This is a genomic window from Mesorhizobium sp. YR577 (assembly GCF_900116595.1).
Taxonomy (GTDB): Bacteria; Pseudomonadota; Alphaproteobacteria; order Rhizobiales; family Rhizobiaceae; genus Mesorhizobium_M.
The window spans coordinates 161,501-180,657 of record NZ_FPBI01000005.1; the positions used below are offsets into that span (position 1 = coordinate 161,501).

Here is a 19,157-nt window from a genome sequence, read left to right on the forward strand (position 1 = left end):
ATCGGCCAACACCGACAGGAATTCTGCTTGCCAATCCAATAAGTATCTACTTATATGTTTGGCATGATCGAGTCGGAAATCTTTCGCGCCCTTGCCGATCCCACCCGCCGCGCCGTCTTTGAACGGCTGGCGGGCGGCGAGATGAGCGTTGGCGACCTCAAGGCGGGCTTTGAAATTTCGCAGCCGGCGGTTTCCCAGCATCTGGCGGCGCTGCGCAAGGCCGGGCTGGTGACCGAGCGGCGGGAAGGGCGCAACGTGTTCTATCGCGTCGAGCCCGAGGGCCTGTCGCCGCTTGCCGGCTGGGTCGAGCGCTACCGCAATTTCTGGCCGGATCGCGTGGAACGGCTGAAGGACGTGCTGAAGGGAATGGATCAATGAGCAAAGACCGTGCGCAGGACCGTGAAGAAATCGTCGTGGAATGCACCTTGGCCGAAGCACCGGAAAAGGTCTGGCGCGCGCTGACCGTGCCGGAACTGCTTTCCGCATGGCTGCTGCCCAACGACATCCGCCCGGAGGAAGGCGCGCGCTTTTCCTTCGAAGGCGGTCCGGGCGAGGGCGGCAAGGTGTCGTGCGAAGTGCTCGACATCGAGCCGCACCGGCATATCCGCTATTCCTGGCGCGACGGCGAGGCCGAGCGCGAGGGGGTGGCGAGCACGGTCAGCTTCGATCTCACGCGAACCGAGGCCGGCGGCACGCATCTGCGCATTGCCCATGAGGCGCGCGTCGTGGCGCTCCCTGCAGTGCGACCACAGACCATCGCTGCAGCCAATTCGAACCGGCCCATCAGCATGCTGCTGGCGGCCTGATATCCTCACAGGAGAACGACCATGAGCGGAATTTCCAATCTCGTGCCGATGGTCATCGAGCAATCGAGCCGGGGCGAGCGCGCCTTCGACATCTTTTCGCGGCTGCTGCGCGAGCGCATCATCTTCATCAACGGGCCGATCGATGACAATGTCTCGGCGCTGGTCTGCGCGCAGCTTCTGTCGCTGGAATCCGACAATCCCAAGAAGGAGATCGCGCTCTACATCAATTCGCCGGGCGGCGTGGTTTCCAGCGGCTTCGCCATCTACGACACGATGCAATACATCAATAGCCCGGTTTCCACCGTCTGCATGGGCACGGCAGGCTCGATGGGGTCTTTTCTCCTGATGGCCGGCGCGCCGGGAATGCGCATTGCGCTGCCCAATGCCAGCATCATCCTGCACCAGCCGTCCGGCGGGTTTCAGGGCCAGGCATCAGACATCCAGCGCCACGCCGAGGATATTATCAAGGTCAAGAAGCGCATGTACGCGCTTTATGCCAAGCATTGCGGGCGTACGATGGAAGAGGTCGAGCGCACGCTGGACCGCGACTACTTCATGACCGCCGAGGAAGCCCGCGACTGGGGCATTGTCGATCATATTTATGAGCGGCGGGAACTGACGGCGGCCTGATAGCCTCAAGTCAGGACCGGCAGTTTTCGTGATTCCCGATTACCCCTCTCCGTCGCGCTTCGCGCGCCACCATTCCGGGGCGAGCCACGGGTCTCGCCCGTCCTTCGGACCCCCATTTCATGGGGCGAGGAACCTAGGTTCTGCAAGGCTGCAACGCTTCAAGACTTGGGTTCCTCGCCCCCGCAAGCGGGGGAGAGGTGGCGCGCGAAGCGCGACGGAGAGGGGGGAATTCGTGTAAGCGCTCGTGAATCAAGCCGCATGCGCCAATATATTCACCAGTTTCCCAAACGGATCGCGCACGTAAAAGCGCCTCACGCCCCAGGGCTCGTCGGCCGGGCCATATTCCACCGCAATGCCGGCTTTCCGCACCCGCTCAAGCGCCTCATCCAAATCGTCCACCTCGATCGAAAGGTCCGGCACCGGCGTTCCCGAGCCACCCTCAGTGGCAAAGCTGATCTGGACACGCATTTCTTCCTGTGAGCCGTAGGTTGCGATCCAGCCGATACCCATCAGCAGGTCGAGGCCGAGAATGTCGTGATAGAAGCGTTTGGCTGCGGCGACATCCGGCGTGCCGATATTGGCGACGATGCGTTTGACCTTCATTCCAATCCTCCCGATTGAAATTTTTGGCGTCAATCCCGCAGGATCATGCGGTCGCCGCGCATGTCGAAGCCCGACAGGGTGCCGATGAAATTCATGCCGAGCAGGCTCTGGTCGAGCATGCCGGGGGCGGCGACCAGCAGCGTCACATTGCGCCGCGTGATTGCGCCAAGCGTCAATTCCTTGGCCGTCACCCTTGCCGCCGTGGCGTTGCCGTTGGCGGTGGCAACCGGGATCGTATAGGCGAGCGTCTCAGGATCGAAGCCGGCGCGGCGGGCGTCATTGGCCGTCAGCACGGTGCTTGTCGCGCCCGTATCGACCAGAACCTGCATGGCCGCGCCGTCGACCCCGATCCGGGCTTCAAAATGGCCGTTCGGCATCTTTTCCAGGGTCACGGTCGTGCGCCCGTCGGAATCAGTGATCGAAAGCGGGCTGCCCGGCACCAGGCCGGCGGTGACGCGGCTGGCGATATCCTGCAATTCGTAGCGATATTGGTAGCCGGCGATGAACACGAGAATCACCAGCAGCCATAGCGCCAGATTGCGGGCCACGTCGCCCAAGCGATTCCGAGAGCCGATAATGCCGGCACCCACCACCGCGCCAAAAATGCCGAGATAGAGCACGCGGCCGAATGTGTCGCTGGAAATGCCGGACACGTCGCCGCTCATGTCGTTCAGCACGAGCAGGACCAGCCCGACCGCCATAACCCCAAGAATGATCCAGATCGAACGGCTCATGCAGTCAAATCACCTGGCCGCGTTCGCGGGCCATGCGCGTGCGCCGCGTTTCGCGCCGGGGCCGCCGCTCGACCGTTTCCAGTCGTGCCGGCAGAAGCGACATCACTTCGCGGCGCTGCATCGGCGTCATGTCGAGCCAGGCGGAGATTTCGTCGCGCGTGCGCCCACAACCGAAGCAATAGCCGGTCTTCATGTCCATCGAGCAGACAAGGATGCACGGTGATTCGATCGCCGCCATTTCGGATTCCCGTTGTCCTTTCCAGATGGGCCAGAGAGGCCGCCAATGCAAGCCCCAGGCCCTTGGCCCATTGTGCCACGCGGCCATCGCGGCTATGCCGCAGCCGACGACGATTTTAGCGGACATTTACGACATGACCAGCGCGCTTCCCTTTGACGATTTCCGTACATTGCTGACGAAACTGCCGGCCGGCAACGCGGCAGCTGGCGAACGCGTGCGCGAACAATTCGATCGCGCCGACAAGCCGAGGGAGTCGCTCGGGCGATTGGAAGAACTTGCGGTGTGGCTGGCGACATGGACCGGACGCCCGCCCGCCGTGAACCGTCCGCTGGTCGCGATCTTTGCCGGCAACCACGGCGTCGTCAGCCAGGACATCTCGCCGTGCACGATGGAAGCGACGGCGCGGGCGGTCGAACTCACCGCCGCCGGCGGTGCTGCGATCAACCAGATCTGCCTGGCATACGATATCGGCCTGAAGGTCTTCGACCTCGCGCTGCATTTGCCGACCGCCGATATGTCTCGGGAAGCAGCGCTGGATGAACGCGGATGCGCGGCCACGATGGCCTTCGGCATGGAAGCGATCGCCGGCACGGACCTTCTCACCATCGGCGATCTCGGCGTCGGCAACTCGACCGTTGCCGCGGCGATTCTTGCGGCTCTCCATGGTGGTACTGGTGCGGACTGGGTCGGTCCGGGTTCGGGTGCCGATGCAGCCATGGTTGCCCGCAAGGCGGCGGTGGTTGACGCTGCACTTGCCGTGCATGCCGGCCACCTGAAGGATCCGTTCGAGGTGCTGCGCCGCGTCGGCGGGCGCGAATTCGCCGCCATCGCCGGCGCCATCATCGCTGCGCGCATGGAGCGCATTCCCGTGATCCTCGACGGCTTTGCCGCAACCGCCGCAGCCTCGGTGCTCCACGCAATTCAGCCGGGCGCCTTGGATCATTGCGTGATCGCGCAGCTTTCGCCGGAACCGGGCCACGCGAAGGCTGTCGAAAAGCTCGGGATGCGGCCCTTGCTCGATCTCGGCATCAGCCATGCCGAAGGGGCGGGCGGCGCGCTCGCCGCCGGAATGGTCAAGGCGGCGGCGCTGTGCAGCACCGGCATGGCCGCGGCTCTAAGGTAATCTGAAGCGAGCCTATCGCCTGCGGCCGCCAACTGCCACGGCCGCCTTGGTCGGCAGTGCCGGCAGGACCTCCATGACGCGGGAGGCGGGGAAGATGGCGATGGCTTCCGTGCCGACGCGCAGCTTGGAGTGAAGCTGGAACTCGCCGCCATGCATCTCCAGCAAGCCCTGGACGATGGGCAGGCCGAGCCCGGTTCCCTGTTCGGCGCTCTTGATGGCGATCGAACCCTGGCCGAAGGCCGAAAGCACGACCGGGATTTCTTCTGCCGGAATGCCGGGGCCGTTGTCCTTCACCGAAATGTATTGCCCGCCACCCGCCGTCCAGCCGACGCGCACGCGGATTTCGCCGCCGGACGAGGTGAACTTGATCGCATTGGACAGAAGGTTCAGCGTGATCTGGCGCACGGCGCGCTCGTCGGCGAACAGGCGCGGCAGTTCCGGTTCGAACTCCTGGATCACCTTCAAATTCTTGTTATAGGCCTTCAGCTCCATCAGGTGGCAGCATTCCTCGACGATGTAGAGCAGGCGCACCGGCTCCTCGTTGAGCTGATAGCGGCCCGCTTCGATGCGCGACAGGTCGAGGATTTCGTTGATGAGGTCGAGCAGGTGCTGGCCGGAATCGTGCACGTCGCGGGCATAATCGCGGTAGGTCTGGTTTTGCATGGGCCCCAGAACCTCGTTCGACATTACTTCGGAAAAACCGAGAATGGCGTTCAGAGGCGTGCGCAATTCGTGGCTCATCGAGGCGAGGAAGCGCGACTTGGCGAGATTGGCTTCCTCGGCGCGGCGGCGCGCCTCGTCCGACATGGACTTGGCGGTTTCCAGCTCGGCGATCAGCCCGTCCTTTTCGGAGCGGAAGGAAAGCAGCATCACCGATGAGCGGTTCAGGCGGCTGGCGACATAGACGAAGAAGGGCAGCGAAAGCGCCAGCAGCGCCAACATGACAAGATCGGCCGGGTCCGGCTCGGTAACGCCGAACGTGGCATAGACCGCAACCGGCACTGCAAAAGTGGTGAGCAGCGCGCCGCGCAGAGACGAGGCGATCAGCGCGGTGGCCGCCATCGCCAGCAGCAGCACGACGGCCTTGACGATGGGAAACTGGTCGACCTGGCATTCGTTGCAGTTGATCGCCGCGAAATAGGCCCAGCCGAGGCCGGTGATGAAATGCCCGATCAGGAAGTTTCGTTTGGTCTGCGCGGTTTCGAGCTTGGTCGTGTCGGTCTTTTCGACGCGGTGCGCATAGAGCGCCAGCGCCGCGTAGCAGATCATGGTCAGCAGCGCCCAGACCATGATTTCGCCGCGCATGCCGATGAAAATTCCGGTGGCGGTGATAGCCAGAACCAGCAGCGGAATGGCGGTTGCGCTACCCACCATCGCATTGGCGTGAAGTTTCAGCAGTTCGCGGTCGAAGGCAAGCGCGCCGGGCCGGTGCGAAAGCCGATCACGCGTTTTGCGAACCGCGCGCGCGACATCGCTGTTGCGGTGCGGTTTCCTGCGGTCCACAATGAATTTGTCCGCTGTGTTAGAGCGCAGCAACGGCATGAATGTCTTCAACTTACGCGAGCAAACGATTACAAGCCCGCAGACTAGGCTGGAATGATTAAGAGTTTGTTTGCCATATGACTCGAATGTCGCGGAACTGGTCGCGCAGAAGGCGTTACACCCCGCCGCGCAGCCCATTCCGGAAGTTTCTCGACTATTGCGTCGCCTTTGCGATTCTCGGGCTGATTGTCCTCATTGTCGCGCGTCTCGACCGGGTCGAGACCCGCCAGACGACCGGCGCGGCAATCGTCAACGACGGCGATTCGATCACGCTCGGCGCCGAGCGCATCCGCCTGCGCGGCATCGACGCGCCAGAATACACTCAAACCTGCCAGAAGGACGGCGCCGACTATCCCTGCGGCCGGCGCGCCCGCGAAGCGCTCGCGCGGCTTGTGGCGGGCAAATCCGTTTCCTGTTCGGGCTGGGAGCGCGACCGCTACAACCGGCTGCTTGGCGTCTGCACGGCCGGCGGTGTCGATTTGAATCGCGCGCAGGTGGAGCAGGGCTGGGCGGTCGCCTATGGCGACTATGACGATCTTGAACAGGCAGCGCGCCAGAAGGGCCTGGGCATCTGGGCCGGCACATTCGAGCGTCCGCGTGAGTGGCGCGACACGCATCGCATGCCGGTCGAGCCGCATCACGGCAGCGCCGGTTCGATGCTCAACTGGCTGCGGGAAATGCTTCGATTGTCGTGACGCGGCGCTATAGTCGAAAGCCGAAACGGAAAGGGAGGTTGGATTGAAACTCTATGATGGCGGGCGCGCGCCCAATGCGCGGCGGGTCCGCGTGTTCCTGGCCGAAAAAGGCATCGAGGTGCCGCTGGTGCCGGTCGATATGGGCGCTTTGGGACACAAGGGCGACGAGGTCGCGCGGCGCAATCCGCTGCAGCGCCTGCCTGTTCTCGAACTTGACGATGGGACGATCCTCACTGAATCCGTCGCTATCTGCCGCTATTTCGAGGAGCTTCACCCCGAGCCGGCGCTGTTCGGGCGCGGCGCGCTCGGCAGAGCCCAGGTCGAGATGTGGCAGCGGCGCATGGAGCTCAATCTGCTCAGTTGCGTGGCGCAGGCGTTCCGCCACATCCACCCGGCGATGAAGGAGTGGGAAGTCCCGCAAATTCCGGAATGGGGTGAAGCAAACAAGCCGAAGGTCCTGGAATTCCTCAGCATTCTCGACGGCGAACTGGCTGACCGCGAATTCGCCGCCGGCGAGGAATTCTCCATTGCCGATATCACCGGCTTGATCGCCGTCGACTTCATGAAGCCGGCGCGCATCACCGTCCCTGAAGAGCTGACCAACGTCGTCCGCTGGTATCAGGCGATTTCTGCCCGGCCAAGCGCCAAAGCCTGATCATGCCTGCCGAGCTCGACCGGCTCGTGGCCGAAATCCGCGCCTGCCGCATCTGCGTCGAGCAGCCGCTTGCCCGGCCCCTGCCGCATGAGCCGCGGCCGGTCGTGGTGGCGTCCACGTCCGCCCGCGTCCTGATTGCGGGGCAGGCGCCGGGCACCAAGGTCCATGCCAGCGGCATGCCGTTCGACGACCGCTCGGGCGACCGTCTGCGCGACTGGCTCGGGGTGACGCGCGAGCAGTTCTACAACGCGCGCAACTTCGCCATCGTGCCGATGGGTTTTTGCTTTCCGGGGCAGGATGCCAAGGGCGGCGACCTGCCGCCGCGCCGCGAATGCGCGCCCGCATGGCGGCAGCGGCTTATCGATCTCATGCCGCAGGTCGATCTTGTTCTTGCGATCGGGCTTTATGCGCAGAGTTGGCATCTGGGCGCGGCGCGCAAGGCGTCGCTGAACGAAACGGTGCGTGACTGGCGCGCCATCCATGACGCTCCGACGATGCCGCGTGTCATCCCGCTGCCGCACCCGTCCTGGCGCAATACGGGGTGGCTGAAACAGAATCCATGGTTTGAAATGGAATTGCTGCCTGTCCTCAAATCGGAAATCGGGCATCGCATTTCCTGATATTCCGGCAATGTCTTTGCGAAAATTCCCGGTCCCCGGAGAATTCCTTTCTTGTGAAACGCTTTCGTTAGGGAGATTATGGCGGAATAATTTTCTAACGGAGCCGTCATGGACCGCCTTGATCGAAAAATTCTTCGCCTTCTTCAGGAAGACGCGACACTTGCCGTCGCCGATGTCGCCAAAAAGGTGGGCCTGTCGACGACGCCTTGCTGGCGGCGCATTCAGAAGCTCGAGGAAGAGGGCGTCATCAAGCGGCGCGTGGCCATCCTCGATCCTGAAAAGATCAACACGCGCGTCACCGTCTTCGTGTCGATCCGCACCAATTCGCACAGCCATGAGTGGCTGCGGCGCTTCTCGGAAGTTATTCAGGAGTTTCCGGAAGTCATTGAATTCTATCGCATGAGCGGCGATGTCGACTATCTGCTGCGCGTGGTTGTGCCGGACATTTCGGCCTATGACGCCTTCTACAAGCGGCTCATCGCCAAGATCGAGATTCGCGACGTGTCGTCTGCCTTTGCCATGGAGCAGATCAAATACACGACCGAACTGCCGCTCGATTACATGGTGCTGGACAAGGAATCCGGTTCGAACGCGGCTTGATGACAGCCTGCCGGGAGGTTCGCGCCTCCCGGGCGTGGTTCACTTCTTCATGAAGCTCCACGGGTTGGCCTGAGGCACCACCACCGCGTCCGGCACGGACTCGGCCGATGCCACTTCCACCTTGCTGAAACTGTAGCCGGACTGGACGACCGAGACGCCGTCGAGAATGAACAACTGGCTCTTCTCCATGCCGGGCTTCAGCGTGCCGGTCACCGACACGGCCTCATAGGCTTTCGCCAGCTTGTAGGGCTTGGGCATGGTGACGAGAACGATCTGGTTCGGCGGCGGCGTCGGCATATGGCTGCATGCGCCGGTCCAGGGGACGAGCAGGAACTGATAGACAAGGTCGCCATCGCGGTCGACCGGAAGCGCGTAGCCGGTCAGCGTTACCGTCTTTCCGTCCAGATTTGTCGACAGCGTTTCGCCATGGTCCGGCATTTTTGCAGCGACCATCGGCAGTCCGGGGCCTTCGGCGGCCTGTTGCCCGGCTGGGCGAAGATCTTTCCAGAAAATGGTCGTGGCAACCGGCGAGGCGGCGTTCGCGCTGAATGCCAGAAGCGTGGCTGCAGCCGCGACGGCTGATCTGAGGACAAAATTCAACGGTCACACTCCACGGGCACGAGCCTGAGTAAAATCGCTCGGGAAGGTCGGGTCAATAAGCAAAGGCGCGATTGGCCTGTTCCGGCATTGCCGAAGCGCTGCGCCCGACCGCTCATTGCGCGTCCGCTTTCCGTTGCAGGCGCTCCAGCGTTTTGGGGCCAGTCAGTTCCCTCACTGCGTCCTTGCCGATCCAGCGCGCCGTCTTGTCCGGCGATGCTGCCAGCTTTTCGGCCATGGCAAGCACCGGTCCATGCAAGGCGAACGAGCGCTTGCCCATCGAGCGAAGCGCCCAGTTGACGGCTTTTTTCACGAAGTTGCGGCTGTCGGTGGCGTGAGCCTCGATCAGCTGCAGGAAATCGAGGAAGGTCGCGTCCGGTTCCTTCTTCCGATGAACGACCGACCAGGCCATCATGGCAAAGGCGGTGCGCCGGACGAATTCGCGATCGTCTGCCGCGAATTCCGCGATCAGTTCGCGCCAGCAGTCCGTGTCGACGAAGAGGTCGGAGACGCCATCGACGATATCCCAGGAGTCGAAGCTTGCAGCCCAACGCCTTGCATTCTCAGCGGTAAATCGCTTCGGGTCGGCAGTCACGGAAGCGATGAACTGCGCCTCCATGATGCCGCTTTCCCAAAGCTCGAAGGCGCGTTCATGGTTGCGCTGGATCTGCCTGGCGATCTGCCGCTGCACGCCGTGCGAGATGCCGAGCGCGCGATCGATCTTTATGCCATAGCGCAGCATTCCGCGGCGGTTTTCTTCCGAGCCGATCGAGCGCAGGTGCGTGATGATTTCCGCAGCGCTGGAGTTCGGCGAAAGCTCGGCCATGGCGTCTGCGCCTATTTCTCCAGTCGTGCCAGCAGCGAGGACGTGTCCCAACGCTTGCCGCCCATGCCCTGCACATCCTTGTAGAACTGGTCGACAAGAGCCGTGACCGGGAGCGATGCGCCGTTGCGGTCGGCCTCGGTGAGGCAGATGCCGAGGTCCTTGCGCATCCAGTCGACGGCGAAGCCGAAATCATATTTGCCGGCATTCATCGTCTTGTGGCGGTTTTCCATCTGCCATGAGCCGGCAGCGCCCTTGGAGATGACTTCGACTACCTTTTCAATGTCGAGCCCGGCCTTCTTGCCGAAATGGATGCCTTCGGCCAGACCTTGAACCAGCCCGGCGATGCAGATCTGGTTGATCATCTTGGTGAGCTGGCCGGCGCCCGTCGCGCCCATCAGCCCGACCATCTTGGCATAGGCGTCGATCACCGGCTTGGCCTTGTCGAAGACATCCTGCTCGCCGCCGACCATGACGGTCAGCGCGCCGTTTTCAGCACCCGCCTGACCGCCGGACACCGGCGCGTCGAGGAAGGAGATGCCATACTCTGTGGCTTTTTCGCCGAGCTCGCGCGCGACTTCCGCCGAGGCGGTGGTGTTGTCGATATAGATCGCGCCTTTCTTCATCGACTGGAAGGCGCCGTCCGGGCCAATGGTGACGCTGCGCAAATCGTCATCATTGCCGACGCAGGAGAAGACAAAATCCTTGTCCTTGGCTGCCTCGCGCGGCGTCGGCGCGTGGCTGCCGCCATGCTCGCCGACCCATTTCTGCGCCTTGGCTGCGCTACGGTTGTAGACGGTGACGTCATGTCCGCCCTTGTTCTTGAGATGCGCTGCCATCGGATAGCCCATCACGCCAAGTCCCAGGAATGCTACTGACGCCATTTTCTGCCTCTTCAACTATGTTCCAACTGTTGGCGTCAGGTCTATGCCATCAAGCGGATTCGTCAAGGATGAAGGATTGGCTCAGGCAGCCGTGGCGACGCGATTGCGGCCTTCGGATTTGGCCAGATAGAGGGCTTCGTCGGCCTCTGCGATCAATGACGGCAGATCACGCTGGGAGAAGGGGGCGGACGCAACGCCGATGCTGATGGTCGGCCGCAGCGTGCCGCGTTCGGTGACAATCGCGATCTCGGCGCAGCGCGCGCGGATACTCTCGGCAATATCGATCGCCCGCCTCTGGCCGACGCCGGGCAGGCAGATGACGAACTCCTCGCCGCCGTGGCGGCAAAGAAGATCGCTGCCGCGAATTGTGCTCTTGGCCATGGCCGCGAACATCACCAGCACCTGGTCGCCGACGGGGTGGCCGTAGGTGTCGTTGATCTTCTTGAAGAAATCGAGATCCATGACCAGAACGGTCACGGGTGCGCGGGTGAGTGCCAGGCGCTGCAGCAGCTGTTCGGCCCGGCTGATGAATTCGCGCCGGTTGAGCACGTCGGTCAGCACATCGTGGGTTGCGGCGCGGCGCAGTGCCATTTCGGTCTGTTCGCGGCCGAGTGCCACGAGGGTGAAGCTGGAAATCAGGATCAGCAGCATCACCTCGATGGTGGCCACCTTGGAGCCGAAATAGGCGATGAAGAACGGATGATCCGGGCTCGTCAGCCAGAGCACCGTGCCGCGCCCGGCATAGTACAGGCCGTTGAAACTGCTGGTCACGGCCAGGATCATGGCGTTCTGGTAGCGATTGGCCCCGCCGCGCCAGAATTCGAAGCCGGCCATCAGACTGAAGAGCGAGAACACGAAGAAAAACGGTACTGCGCCGCTCCAGGCCACGAGCGGCCGGGACATCAGCAGCGGCACGATGATGACCAGGAAAGGTCCGACGAGTGCCGGAACAATGGCAGCCGAACGCCCATTGAAGGAGCGCGCGCCAACCCAGATGAAGGACATGGTTGCCACGACGAAACCATTGCCAACGGGGCCGAGCCAATCGAGCTGAGGGGCCGATGAGGCGATGTAGAAGAGCAGCGAAACGGTCGAACAGGCAAAGCCGATGCCCCACCACAGGCTGGAGGCGATTTCGCGCCGCCGCCACGCCTCGAGCAGGAACAGCACCCCGCAGGTTGCCGTCACCAGCATCGAGCAAAGCATCAACGTGTTGAGATCGATTTGAAAAGCCATTCGGCCGCCGCACCCCGTATGACGTCCAGCATAGGCGTCAGTGGTGAAGCCGTCGTAAAGGGAATTGCCGCTGCGTCAATAAAATTGCGGGCGCGGCGACTGATTTCTCAGCGCTTCAGGTGGCGGGTGATGCGCCGCTCGATCCATTCGATGCCGTGGCGCAGCGTCTCGACCATCGACAGGTAGATCAGTGCCGCCCAGAGGTAGGTCTGGAAATCGAAGGTGCGCGAATAGGCGCGGCGCGTCTCGCCCATCAGGTCGTAGACGGTGATGATGGCGACAATCGCCGAGCCCTTGATCATCAGGATGATCTCGTTGCCATAGGGGCGCAGAGCCACGATCAGCGCCTGAGGCAGCACGATCTTGCGCAGGATCTGGTACTTGTGCAGCCCGAGCGATTCAGCGCCCTCCCACTGGCCCTTCGGCACGCTTTCGATGGCGCCGCGCAGGATCTCGGCCTGATAGGCTGCGGTGTTCAGAGAGAAGGCAAAGACCGCGCAATACCAGGCGTCGCGGAAAAACGTCCACAGCCCGACGGCCTCAAGCTGCGGCCGGAACGAGCCGAGGCCGTAATAGATCAGGAACGTCTGCGCCAGAAGCGGCGTGCCGCGGAAGAAATAGACATAGGCATAGGCGAGCGCATTGAGCACCTTGTTCTTGGACATGCGCGCATAGGCGATCGGTATAGACAGCAGTGCGCCCAGCACGATCGAGATCGCCACCAGTTTGATGGTTACCAGCAGGCCCGACAGGTAATAGGGCGCATATTTCTCGAAAAGGTCCGGGTTCCAGGCGTTGACGAGATAGCCCACCATGGCGACGCCGAGCATCAGCCACAGCACAATGAAGACGTGCCCGGTTATGCGCGCGGCAGTCCATGGCCTGGGGATCGCCGGCGGGCGGTCGACGTCGGTGCTGGTTTCCGTTACGGCGCTCATCGTTGCGCCTCCCTGCGGCCAGCCCAGCGTTCGATGGCGTTGATGCCGAAGGACGAGATGATCGCCAGCACCAGATAGATCAGGCAGGCAAAGCCGAAGAACAGGAAGGCCTGCTTGGTGACGCGTGCGGCAATGCCGCTCTGGCGCAATATGTCGGCAAGGCCGATGGCCGAGACGAGCGAGGTGTCCTTGAGCAGGATGAGCCAGAGATTGGCGAGGCCGGGCAGTGCGATCTTGATCAGCTGCGGCAGCACCACCAGCCGCATCGTCTGGCCCTTGGAAAGGCCGATCGAATAGCCGCCCTCATATTGCCCTTGCGGGATCGCGCGGAAGGCCGAGAGAAAAACCTCGCTGGCATAGGAGGAAAAGACAACGCCCAGCGCCACCATGCCGGCGACGAAGCTGTTGATCTCGATATTGGTGCCGGGGCTGAAAAAATGAAGCAGTTGCTGCAGGCCGATCTGCGCGCCGTAGAAGACGAGGAACAGCGTCAGCAGTTCGGGCAGGCCGCGAAAGATTGTGGTGTAGACGTTGCCGGCAATTCGCAGCGACGGTTCGGGCGATTGTTTGGCGAGCGCCACCAGGAAGCCGATGAGCAGACCGACCGGAAGCGTGGCGAGCCCGAGCGAGACCGTGACGAGAACGCCCCAGGCGATGTCGTCGCTCCACCCCTGTGGGCCCCAGCTGAGCAGCGTCCAGACGTTTTCCATCGGCGCGCCAGTCTCCCGTTTGTCCTCGCAGGTTCAAAAGGCGAGGGCGGCGATCGGGCCGCCACCCTCACGCTTCAAGAGGATCAGGATTCGGCGCCGTAGACGTCGAACTTGAAGTACTTGTCGTTGATTTCCTTGTACTTGCCGTTGGCGCGGATCGCCTTGATCGCAGCGCTGAATTCGGCTGCGAGCGCGTCGCCCTTGCGGACCGCTATGCCGGCGCCGGGTCCGAAGATTTCGACCGGCTGCGGCGAGGGCTGGCCCAGCAGCTTGCAGCAGGCGCCGTCGGCGGAATCAAGCCACTGCGACAGCACGACGATATCGTCTTCCACGGCGTCGAGACGGCCATTGGCGATATCGAGCTGGTATTCCTGCGCGGTCGGATAGGCCTTGACCTCGCTGTCGGTGAAGGTCTTTTCCGCGTAGTTGAAGTGGGTGGTGGAGCCCTGCACGCCGATCGTCTTGCCGGCGAGGTCTTCCTTGGTCACGCCCTTGAGCTCGCTGTCCTTCGGCACGGCGATGGCGGAAGGCGTGTTGTAGTACTTCTCGGAGAAGTCGACCTTTTCCAGGCGCTCCGGCGTGATCGACATGGAAGCGATGATGGCGTCGAACTTGCCGGCCTGAAGGGCGGGGATGATGCCGTCCCAGTCCTGGGTCACGAATTCGCACTTTGCCTTCATCTCTTCGCACAGCGCGTTGGCGATATCGATGTCGAAGCCTTCCAGCTTGCCGTCGGCGGTGAGGTTGTTGAAGGGCGGATAGGCTCCTTCGGTGCCGATCTTGATGGTCTTTTCCTGGGCCTGGGCTGCGCCGATCGCCAGCGCCATGACAGATACCCCAAGCGCGACACGCATAAGAATACGCATGATGTTCCTCTCTGTTGTTGCCCGCCGCTGATGATTGCGGCGTCGTCCAGGGCCGCCTCCCGGTGACCCGCAGAACGCGATACTGCGTCTGTTTTCAGGAAGAAAGCAACTGCAAATACGCCCCCGGCAAACGACTTTACGTCAACTTGCCGGTGTGTACGCAAGTTCATTCCGGCGGCATAAATCGCTGCCGGGACATGACGTTACGTCAGCTTTTTCAAGCCGGTCGTGGTTTCGATGAAATCGGCTATCGCGGCAATGTCGTCGATGCCGAATGTTGGCAGGCGTTCTCCCGACACCGGATGATCGGCGGCGATGGCGACGATGTTGGGATCGTTGGCCGATAGCGGTGCCGTGTCTTTCGCTTCCAGCCGGCGCGCCTCGATCTTCTTGTGCGCCTCGCGCTTGTAGCCCTCGACCAGCACGATATCGCAGGGCGAAAGGCGCGCCAGTATGGCGTCGAGCGAAGGCTCGTCCTCACTGGTTAGTTCGTGCATCAGCGCCCAGCGTTTGCCGGAGACGATGGCGACCTCGCCGGCGCCGGCCGCGCGGTGGCGAAAGCTGTCGGTGCCCTGCTTGTCGATGTCGAATTCATGATGCGCGTGCTTGACCGTGGAAACGCGCCAGCCGCGCGCGGTCAGTTCAGCCACAAGCCTTTCGGTCAGGGTGGTCTTGCCCGAATTCTTCCAGCCGGTGATGCCGAATACGCGCTGTGTCAAATCATGGCCCGCACGATCGCCTCAGCTTCCTGAAGGTCGCCGGGGGTGTTGATGTTGAAGAAGGGATCGACGATTTTTGCCGTGAGGTCCAGCATCGGGAAATCGACCTCGACAAAATCGTGGCTTTCGATGAAGGCGCGCACGCGAAACTTGTGCTGTCCGCCGAGGAAGACCAGCAGTTCGTCGTGAAGCGTAACCGGCCACAGCGCAAATGTCGGGTGCTGTTCTCCGTCCGAGCATGCCACCGCAATGCGGCCTGCGTCGCCCTTTCTGGCTGCATCGAGCTTTTCGCAAAGATTGGCGGGGAAGAAGGGCGTGTCGCCGGCAACCGTCAGGATATGGCTGGCGACAGGGCGCGCCCAGTCCATTCCCGCCAGAATCCCGGCCAAGGGTCCGGCGCCTGCGGTGTCGGCGATCACTGGGAGCCCGAACCCGGCAAGACGCGCCGGGTCGCCGTTGGCGCTGATCGCCATGCTTCCGGCCTGCGGGGCAAGACGGGAAATCACATGCGACAGGATCGTCCCGTCGCCCAGCGGGCGCAGCGTCTTGTCGCCGCCGCCCATTCGCGTCGCGCGGCCGCCCGAAAGGATCAATCCCGCGATGGTTTCCTGCACGCTCACGCTTCCCTGGCCGGATGCCGCGACACCCACATCACATAAAGGGTTGAAAGCGCGCCTGCCAGCGCCGAAAGTAGCATCACCCACAGCAGCGGGTAGGGTCCTGTGTCGGGCGTCAGCAGTGCACCTGCGACCACCGAAAGAGCCGCGCCGCCGCCGATCTGCAATGCGCCGCCAAGGCCGGAGGCCGAGCCTGCGAGGTGGCTGCTGACGGTGACGATACCGGCATTGGCGTTGGGCAGCGTGACGCCGTTGCCGACGCCGACGAAGAAGACAGGGCCGAACAGCGACAGCGGATGATTGTAGCCGGACCAGAACAGTGCGATCGACAGCATCATGCCCAGCGCCGTCACGATGTTGCCGTAGAGCATCATGCGGTTGATGCCCACCGTTCGCGAAAACCTGCCCGACATGAAGTTGCCGAGCATGTAGCCGATCGAGACGATGGCGAAGTACATGCCGTATTGCGACGGTGTCAGGTGCAGGATTTCGGATGAAATATACGGTCCGCCGCCGAGAAAGGCGAAGAAAGCGCCGGAGGTGAAGGCCGCCGTCAGCGTGTAGCCCCAGAAGCGGCGCGAGCCGATAACCTCGGGGTAGCTGCGAAACTGAGCAGCAAAGCTCGATGATTTCTGCCGGTTCGTTTCGCCGAGATCGAGCCAGACGATGACGAAGGCGAAGAGCCCGGCCGCAAGCATGAGCAGGAAGGTCGCTTGCCAGCCGTAGAGTTCATCGAGGAACCCGCCGATGATCGGCCCGATCATCGGCACCAGGCTGGTGCCCATCGTGATGTAGCCGATCTTGCTTGCCGCCTCGGTTGCTTCGACCGTGTCGCGCACGATGGCGCGCGACAGCACCATGCCGGCCGCCGAACTGGCCTGCAGCAACCGGCAAGCAAGCAGCAGTTCGATCGTCGGCGCGTAGATCGCCGCGACCGTCCCGAGAATGAAAAGGGCGAAGCAGAACAGCATCACCGGCCGCCGGCCGAAGCGATCGGAGGCCGGCCCGATGAACAGTTGCAGGACGGCGGTGGCGGCGAGATAGAGCGAAACGGCCAGCTGCACCACCGCATATTCGGCGTCGAAATGCTTCGCCATGCCGGGCAGGGACGGCAGGAAGATATTCATCGACAGCGTGCTGGCTGCCGCTGCCGTCACCAGCGTGAAGACATGCGGCGGCGTCGCCTTGTTCAGGAACCCTGCGGCCATGTGCCCGCGCCTAGATGCCGTCCGGCGCCATTGCCGGGCTGGTGCTTTGCGCGGCCGGCGCGGTCTTCCCGGCGACCTGTTCACGATAGAGCGTGTAGAGGCCGGAGCTGACGATGATGATCGCGCCGACGATCATGGCGATGTCGGGAATGTCGCCAAAGATGAGATAGCCAAGCACGATCGCCCAGAGCAGGGCCGTATAGCGGAACGGTGCGATGAATGAGATGTCGCCGGTGCGCATCGACATGATGACGAACTGGTAGCCGACCAGGACGAGCACGGCTGCCAGGCCGAGCAGCGCGATGTATTCATATTCCATCGGCGTCCAGCCGCCGAGCGGGGTTATGAGCACTGCGCCGCACAGCATGATCACCGTGGCGGTGACTGCGGAAACCAGAAGCGACGGGACGTGCGGCGGCAGGCGTCTGGTCGCCAGGTCGCGCAGTGCGCAGAAGGCGACCGATATCAGCGCCGACAATGCAAAGATGTTGAAACCCTCGAAGCCGGGCCGAACGATGACCATGACGCCGGTGAAGCCGGCGACAATCGCCAGCCAGCGGCGCCAGCCGACGCCTTCACCCAGAAACAGCGCCGCGCCCATCGTCACCGCTAGCGGCAGGGCCTGAAGCACGGCCGAGACATTGGCGATGGGCAGGTGCTGGAGCGCGATCAGGAAGAAAATCGTGCCGCCGAGTTCGCCCAGCACGCGAAGGCCGATCATCGGGTGGAATATCAGCCGCGGCATCTTCAGCGCGCCCTGATGCCAGGCAAGCAGGGTGATCAACGTCGTCGCGAACAATCCGCGCACGAGGATCACCTGGCCGAAATTCATGTGCATCGACGCCAGCTTGATCAACGCGTCGTTGCAGGTGAACCCGGCCATCGACACCACCATGAACATGGCGCCGCGAAGGTTGGGAGAAAGTGCCAAGGCGTTTCCGATTCTTTATTGTTAGGCAAAGGATGTAACATCCGGTGCCGAAACAGCAATGCCAAAGCACTGGGCCACCGGAGAGGGTGCCTGTCCTGCTACTGCGAGAAATCGGCAGGCATAATTTTGCCGGCTAATGATGCCGCGCGGCCGCGCATGATCGAGAGCGATGATGCATAACCGGCCGGATATGATAAATTCGCAGCGCCGGAAGGGGCCAGGAATTCGAGGTACAAGATCCCATGAATCCATCGGAACAGATCGACCAGCTCATCGCAAAACTAACGGACTGGCGCGGCAAGACGCTCGCCGGCCTGCGCAGGAGCATCCTTGAGGCCGATAAGGAGATCGTCGAGGAATGGAAGTGGATGGGAAGCCCGGTATGGTCCCGCGACGGCATCATCGCGGTCGGCAACGCCCACAAGGACAAGGTGAAGCTCACCTTTTCCCACGGCGCGAGCCTCGCCGATCCTGACAAGCTCTTCAATGCGGGCTTCGGCGGCAAGGTGTGGCGGGCGATCGATGTTTTCGAAGGGGATACGATCGACGAGCACGCCCTGGAAAACCTGATCCGCGCCGCGATCGAGTTCAATCAGGCCAAGAAGAAGACGAAGAAAGCGCCGGCGGCTGCCCGATCGAAAGGCCCGTCCAGCAAGGAGAGATGAAGCTCCTGCAGGTCTAGGCGGCTTCGATCAGAAGTTCGGCCAGTTCCTGCGGCTTGTCGATGCCGACATCGTGGCCGCAGGCGATCTGCCTGACGGTCCAGCTCGGATCCTTCCCCAGCGCGTCGGCAGTCTGGCCGAACGGGCTGTCCCAGCCGGTCGCCTGGATATAGGTCTTCTTCGGCACGCGCTGATAGGCGCCGGTCACGCGGAGCTTTTCCTTCAGCGACGCCGTCGGGTGCGGCGTTGCCTTGGCGTCGACCCAGGCGCGGTCGCCCTCGTCGAGGTAATCGCCCTTCGAGGTCGGCGGAGCGGGGATGGTTTCGCCGACCAGTTCCCAGCCTTCGGCGAAATCGGCGAAGGACTGGCCGTCTGCGGGTATGAACGCGTCGAGATAGATGATCGAGGCGATGCGCTCGCCGATCCTTTCGGCCACCCCGGTTATGACGATGCCGGAATAGGAATGCCCGACCAGCACGATATTCTCGAGGTCCTTCCACAGCACCTCGTTGACGACGTCGTTGATGTGGGTGGTCAGGTTTATCTCTTTGCCCGCCAGATGCGACCGCTCGCCAAGCCCGCTCAGCGTCGGCGCAAAGACACGGTGGCCCTTGGCCGTCAGCGCATCGGCAACCCGCATCATCGACCAGCTGCCCGCCCATGCGCCATGCACGAGCGCAAAGGTAGCGCGCCCGTTCTTCTTTGAGTCGGTCATTTCAT

Annotated in this window: 25 protein-coding genes; 9 read left to right on the plus strand and 16 right to left on the minus strand. The window is 62.6% G+C overall.

The window, feature by feature from the left end:
• The first annotated feature begins 63 nt into the window (after window positions 1–63).
• Genes BM413_RS09200 through BM413_RS09210 form a run of 3 tightly spaced genes read left to right on the plus strand, consistent with a single transcriptional unit; the run spans window position 64 to window position 1,436 of the window.
• Window positions 64–378, plus strand: coding sequence for an ArsR/SmtB family transcription factor (locus BM413_RS09200; RefSeq protein WP_091912860.1), 315 nt, complete (start codon window positions 64–66; stop codon window positions 376–378).
• Window positions 375–806, plus strand: a complete 432-nt coding sequence (locus BM413_RS09205; protein WP_091912579.1) for an SRPBCC family protein — start codon at window positions 375–377, stop codon at window positions 804–806. Before BM413_RS09200 ends, BM413_RS09205 begins: the two co-directional genes overlap by 4 nt.
• A 21-nt stretch (window positions 807–827) precedes the next feature.
• The gene (locus tag BM413_RS09210) at window positions 828–1,436 is read left to right on the plus strand and encodes an ATP-dependent Clp protease proteolytic subunit (protein WP_091912581.1); all 609 of its coding nucleotides are present in this window, start codon (window positions 828–830) and stop codon (window positions 1,434–1,436) included.
• 249 nt (window positions 1,437–1,685) lie between these two features.
• Here BM413_RS09210 and BM413_RS09215 read toward each other — a convergent pair whose 3' ends face one another.
• The 3 genes from BM413_RS09215 to BM413_RS09225 are packed head-to-tail and all read right to left on the minus strand — an operon-like array spanning window position 1,686 to window position 3,011.
• Window positions 1,686–2,039: a VOC family protein gene (locus BM413_RS09215; protein ID WP_091912583.1), complete on the minus strand. Its 354-nt coding sequence runs from the start codon at window positions 2,037–2,039 to the stop codon at window positions 1,686–1,688.
• Between the two features lie 29 nt (window positions 2,040–2,068).
• Window positions 2,069–2,773 carry a TIGR02281 family clan AA aspartic protease gene (locus tag BM413_RS09220; protein ID WP_091912585.1) on the minus strand — a complete coding sequence of 235 codons (705 nt, stop codon included), beginning with the start codon at window positions 2,771–2,773 and terminating at the stop codon, window positions 2,069–2,071.
• Window positions 2,774–2,777: 4 nt separating this feature from the next.
• Window positions 2,778–3,011, minus strand: coding sequence for a DUF1289 domain-containing protein (locus tag BM413_RS09225; RefSeq protein WP_091912587.1), 234 nt, complete (start codon window positions 3,009–3,011; stop codon window positions 2,778–2,780).
• A gap of 133 nt (window positions 3,012–3,144) precedes the next feature.
• Here BM413_RS09225 and BM413_RS09230 point away from each other — a divergent pair, with 133 nt between their 5' ends.
• Window positions 3,145–4,134 (plus strand): nicotinate-nucleotide--dimethylbenzimidazole phosphoribosyltransferase, encoded by a 990-nt coding sequence (locus BM413_RS09230; protein WP_091912862.1) that lies wholly within the window; start codon window positions 3,145–3,147, stop codon window positions 4,132–4,134.
• 12 nt (window positions 4,135–4,146) lie between these two features.
• Here BM413_RS09230 and BM413_RS09235 read toward each other — a convergent pair whose 3' ends face one another.
• Window positions 4,147–5,676, minus strand: coding sequence for a sensor histidine kinase (locus tag BM413_RS09235; protein WP_091912589.1), 1,530 nt, complete (start codon window positions 5,674–5,676; stop codon window positions 4,147–4,149).
• Between the two features lie 86 nt (window positions 5,677–5,762).
• Here BM413_RS09235 and BM413_RS09240 point away from each other — a divergent pair, with 86 nt between their 5' ends.
• The 4 genes from BM413_RS09240 to BM413_RS09255 all read left to right on the plus strand — a co-directional run bounded on the left by BM413_RS09240 (window position 5,763) and on the right by BM413_RS09255 (window position 8,246).
• A complete protein-coding gene (locus tag BM413_RS09240) occupies window positions 5,763–6,371 on the plus strand; it encodes a thermonuclease family protein (protein ID WP_091912591.1) in 609 nt (202 codons plus the stop codon).
• Window positions 6,372–6,414: 43 nt separating this feature from the next.
• Window positions 6,415–7,026 carry a glutathione S-transferase gene (locus tag BM413_RS09245; RefSeq protein ID WP_091912593.1) on the plus strand — a complete coding sequence of 204 codons (612 nt, stop codon included), beginning with the start codon at window positions 6,415–6,417 and terminating at the stop codon, window positions 7,024–7,026.
• Window positions 7,027–7,028: 2 nt separating this feature from the next.
• Window positions 7,029–7,646 (plus strand): uracil-DNA glycosylase family protein, encoded by a 618-nt coding sequence (locus BM413_RS09250; RefSeq protein ID WP_091912595.1) that lies wholly within the window; start codon window positions 7,029–7,031, stop codon window positions 7,644–7,646.
• Between the two features lie 108 nt (window positions 7,647–7,754).
• A complete protein-coding gene (locus BM413_RS09255) occupies window positions 7,755–8,246 on the plus strand; it encodes an Lrp/AsnC family transcriptional regulator (protein ID WP_091912597.1) in 492 nt (163 codons plus the stop codon).
• Between the two features lie 39 nt (window positions 8,247–8,285).
• On the opposite strand, the gene BM413_RS09260 is transcribed toward BM413_RS09255, so the two are convergent.
• From BM413_RS09260 to BM413_RS09310, 11 genes are all read right to left on the minus strand, one after another.
• Window positions 8,286–8,846 (minus strand): DUF3299 domain-containing protein, encoded by a 561-nt coding sequence (locus tag BM413_RS09260; RefSeq protein ID WP_091912599.1) that lies wholly within the window; start codon window positions 8,844–8,846, stop codon window positions 8,286–8,288.
• A 112-nt stretch (window positions 8,847–8,958) separates the two neighbouring features.
• Complete coding sequence (locus BM413_RS09265) at window positions 8,959–9,669, minus strand: DNA alkylation repair protein (RefSeq protein WP_091912602.1); 711 nt, start codon at window positions 9,667–9,669, stop codon at window positions 8,959–8,961.
• An 11-nt stretch (window positions 9,670–9,680) separates the two neighbouring features.
• Window positions 9,681–10,550, minus strand: coding sequence for an NAD(P)-dependent oxidoreductase (locus tag BM413_RS09270; protein ID WP_091912604.1), 870 nt, complete (start codon window positions 10,548–10,550; stop codon window positions 9,681–9,683).
• A gap of 81 nt (window positions 10,551–10,631) precedes the next feature.
• The gene (locus BM413_RS09275) at window positions 10,632–11,786 is read right to left on the minus strand and encodes a GGDEF domain-containing protein (RefSeq protein WP_091912606.1); all 1,155 of its coding nucleotides are present in this window, start codon (window positions 11,784–11,786) and stop codon (window positions 10,632–10,634) included.
• 107 nt (window positions 11,787–11,893) lie between these two features.
• Window positions 11,894–12,724, minus strand: coding sequence for an ABC transporter permease (locus BM413_RS09280; protein WP_091912608.1), 831 nt, complete (start codon window positions 12,722–12,724; stop codon window positions 11,894–11,896).
• The gene (locus tag BM413_RS09285; protein WP_091912610.1) at window positions 12,721–13,434 is read right to left on the minus strand and encodes an ABC transporter permease; all 714 of its coding nucleotides are present in this window, start codon (window positions 13,432–13,434) and stop codon (window positions 12,721–12,723) included. Before BM413_RS09285 ends, BM413_RS09280 begins: the two co-directional genes overlap by 4 nt.
• 83 nt (window positions 13,435–13,517) lie before the next feature.
• On the minus strand, window positions 13,518–14,300 hold the full coding sequence (locus BM413_RS09290; RefSeq protein WP_091912612.1) for an ABC transporter substrate-binding protein: 783 nt from the start codon (window positions 14,298–14,300) through the stop codon (window positions 13,518–13,520).
• Between the two features lie 203 nt (window positions 14,301–14,503).
• Complete coding sequence (mobB, locus tag BM413_RS09295) at window positions 14,504–15,019, minus strand: molybdopterin-guanine dinucleotide biosynthesis protein B (RefSeq protein WP_091912614.1); 516 nt, start codon at window positions 15,017–15,019, stop codon at window positions 14,504–14,506.
• A complete protein-coding gene (gene mobA / locus BM413_RS09300) occupies window positions 15,016–15,633 on the minus strand; it encodes a molybdenum cofactor guanylyltransferase MobA (RefSeq protein WP_091912616.1) in 618 nt (205 codons plus the stop codon). The genes mobB and mobA overlap by 4 nt, the downstream gene beginning before the upstream one ends.
• Before the next feature lie 2 nt (window positions 15,634–15,635).
• Entirely contained in the window at window positions 15,636–16,844 is a 1,209-nt protein-coding gene (locus BM413_RS09305; protein ID WP_091912618.1) for a multidrug effflux MFS transporter, read from the minus strand.
• Window positions 16,845–16,854: 10 nt separating this feature from the next.
• The gene (locus BM413_RS09310) at window positions 16,855–17,775 is read right to left on the minus strand and encodes a DMT family transporter (protein ID WP_091912620.1); all 921 of its coding nucleotides are present in this window, start codon (window positions 17,773–17,775) and stop codon (window positions 16,855–16,857) included.
• A 242-nt stretch (window positions 17,776–18,017) separates the two neighbouring features.
• On the opposite strand from BM413_RS09310, the gene BM413_RS09315 reads away from it, so the two are divergent.
• Window positions 18,018–18,440: a DUF1801 domain-containing protein gene (locus BM413_RS09315; protein WP_091912622.1), complete on the plus strand. Its 423-nt coding sequence runs from the start codon at window positions 18,018–18,020 to the stop codon at window positions 18,438–18,440.
• Window positions 18,441–18,453: 13 nt separating this feature from the next.
• Here BM413_RS09315 and BM413_RS09320 read toward each other — a convergent pair whose 3' ends face one another.
• Complete coding sequence (locus tag BM413_RS09320) at window positions 18,454–19,152, minus strand: alpha/beta fold hydrolase (protein ID WP_091912624.1); 699 nt, start codon at window positions 19,150–19,152, stop codon at window positions 18,454–18,456.
• Window positions 19,153–19,157 lie beyond the last annotated feature (5 nt).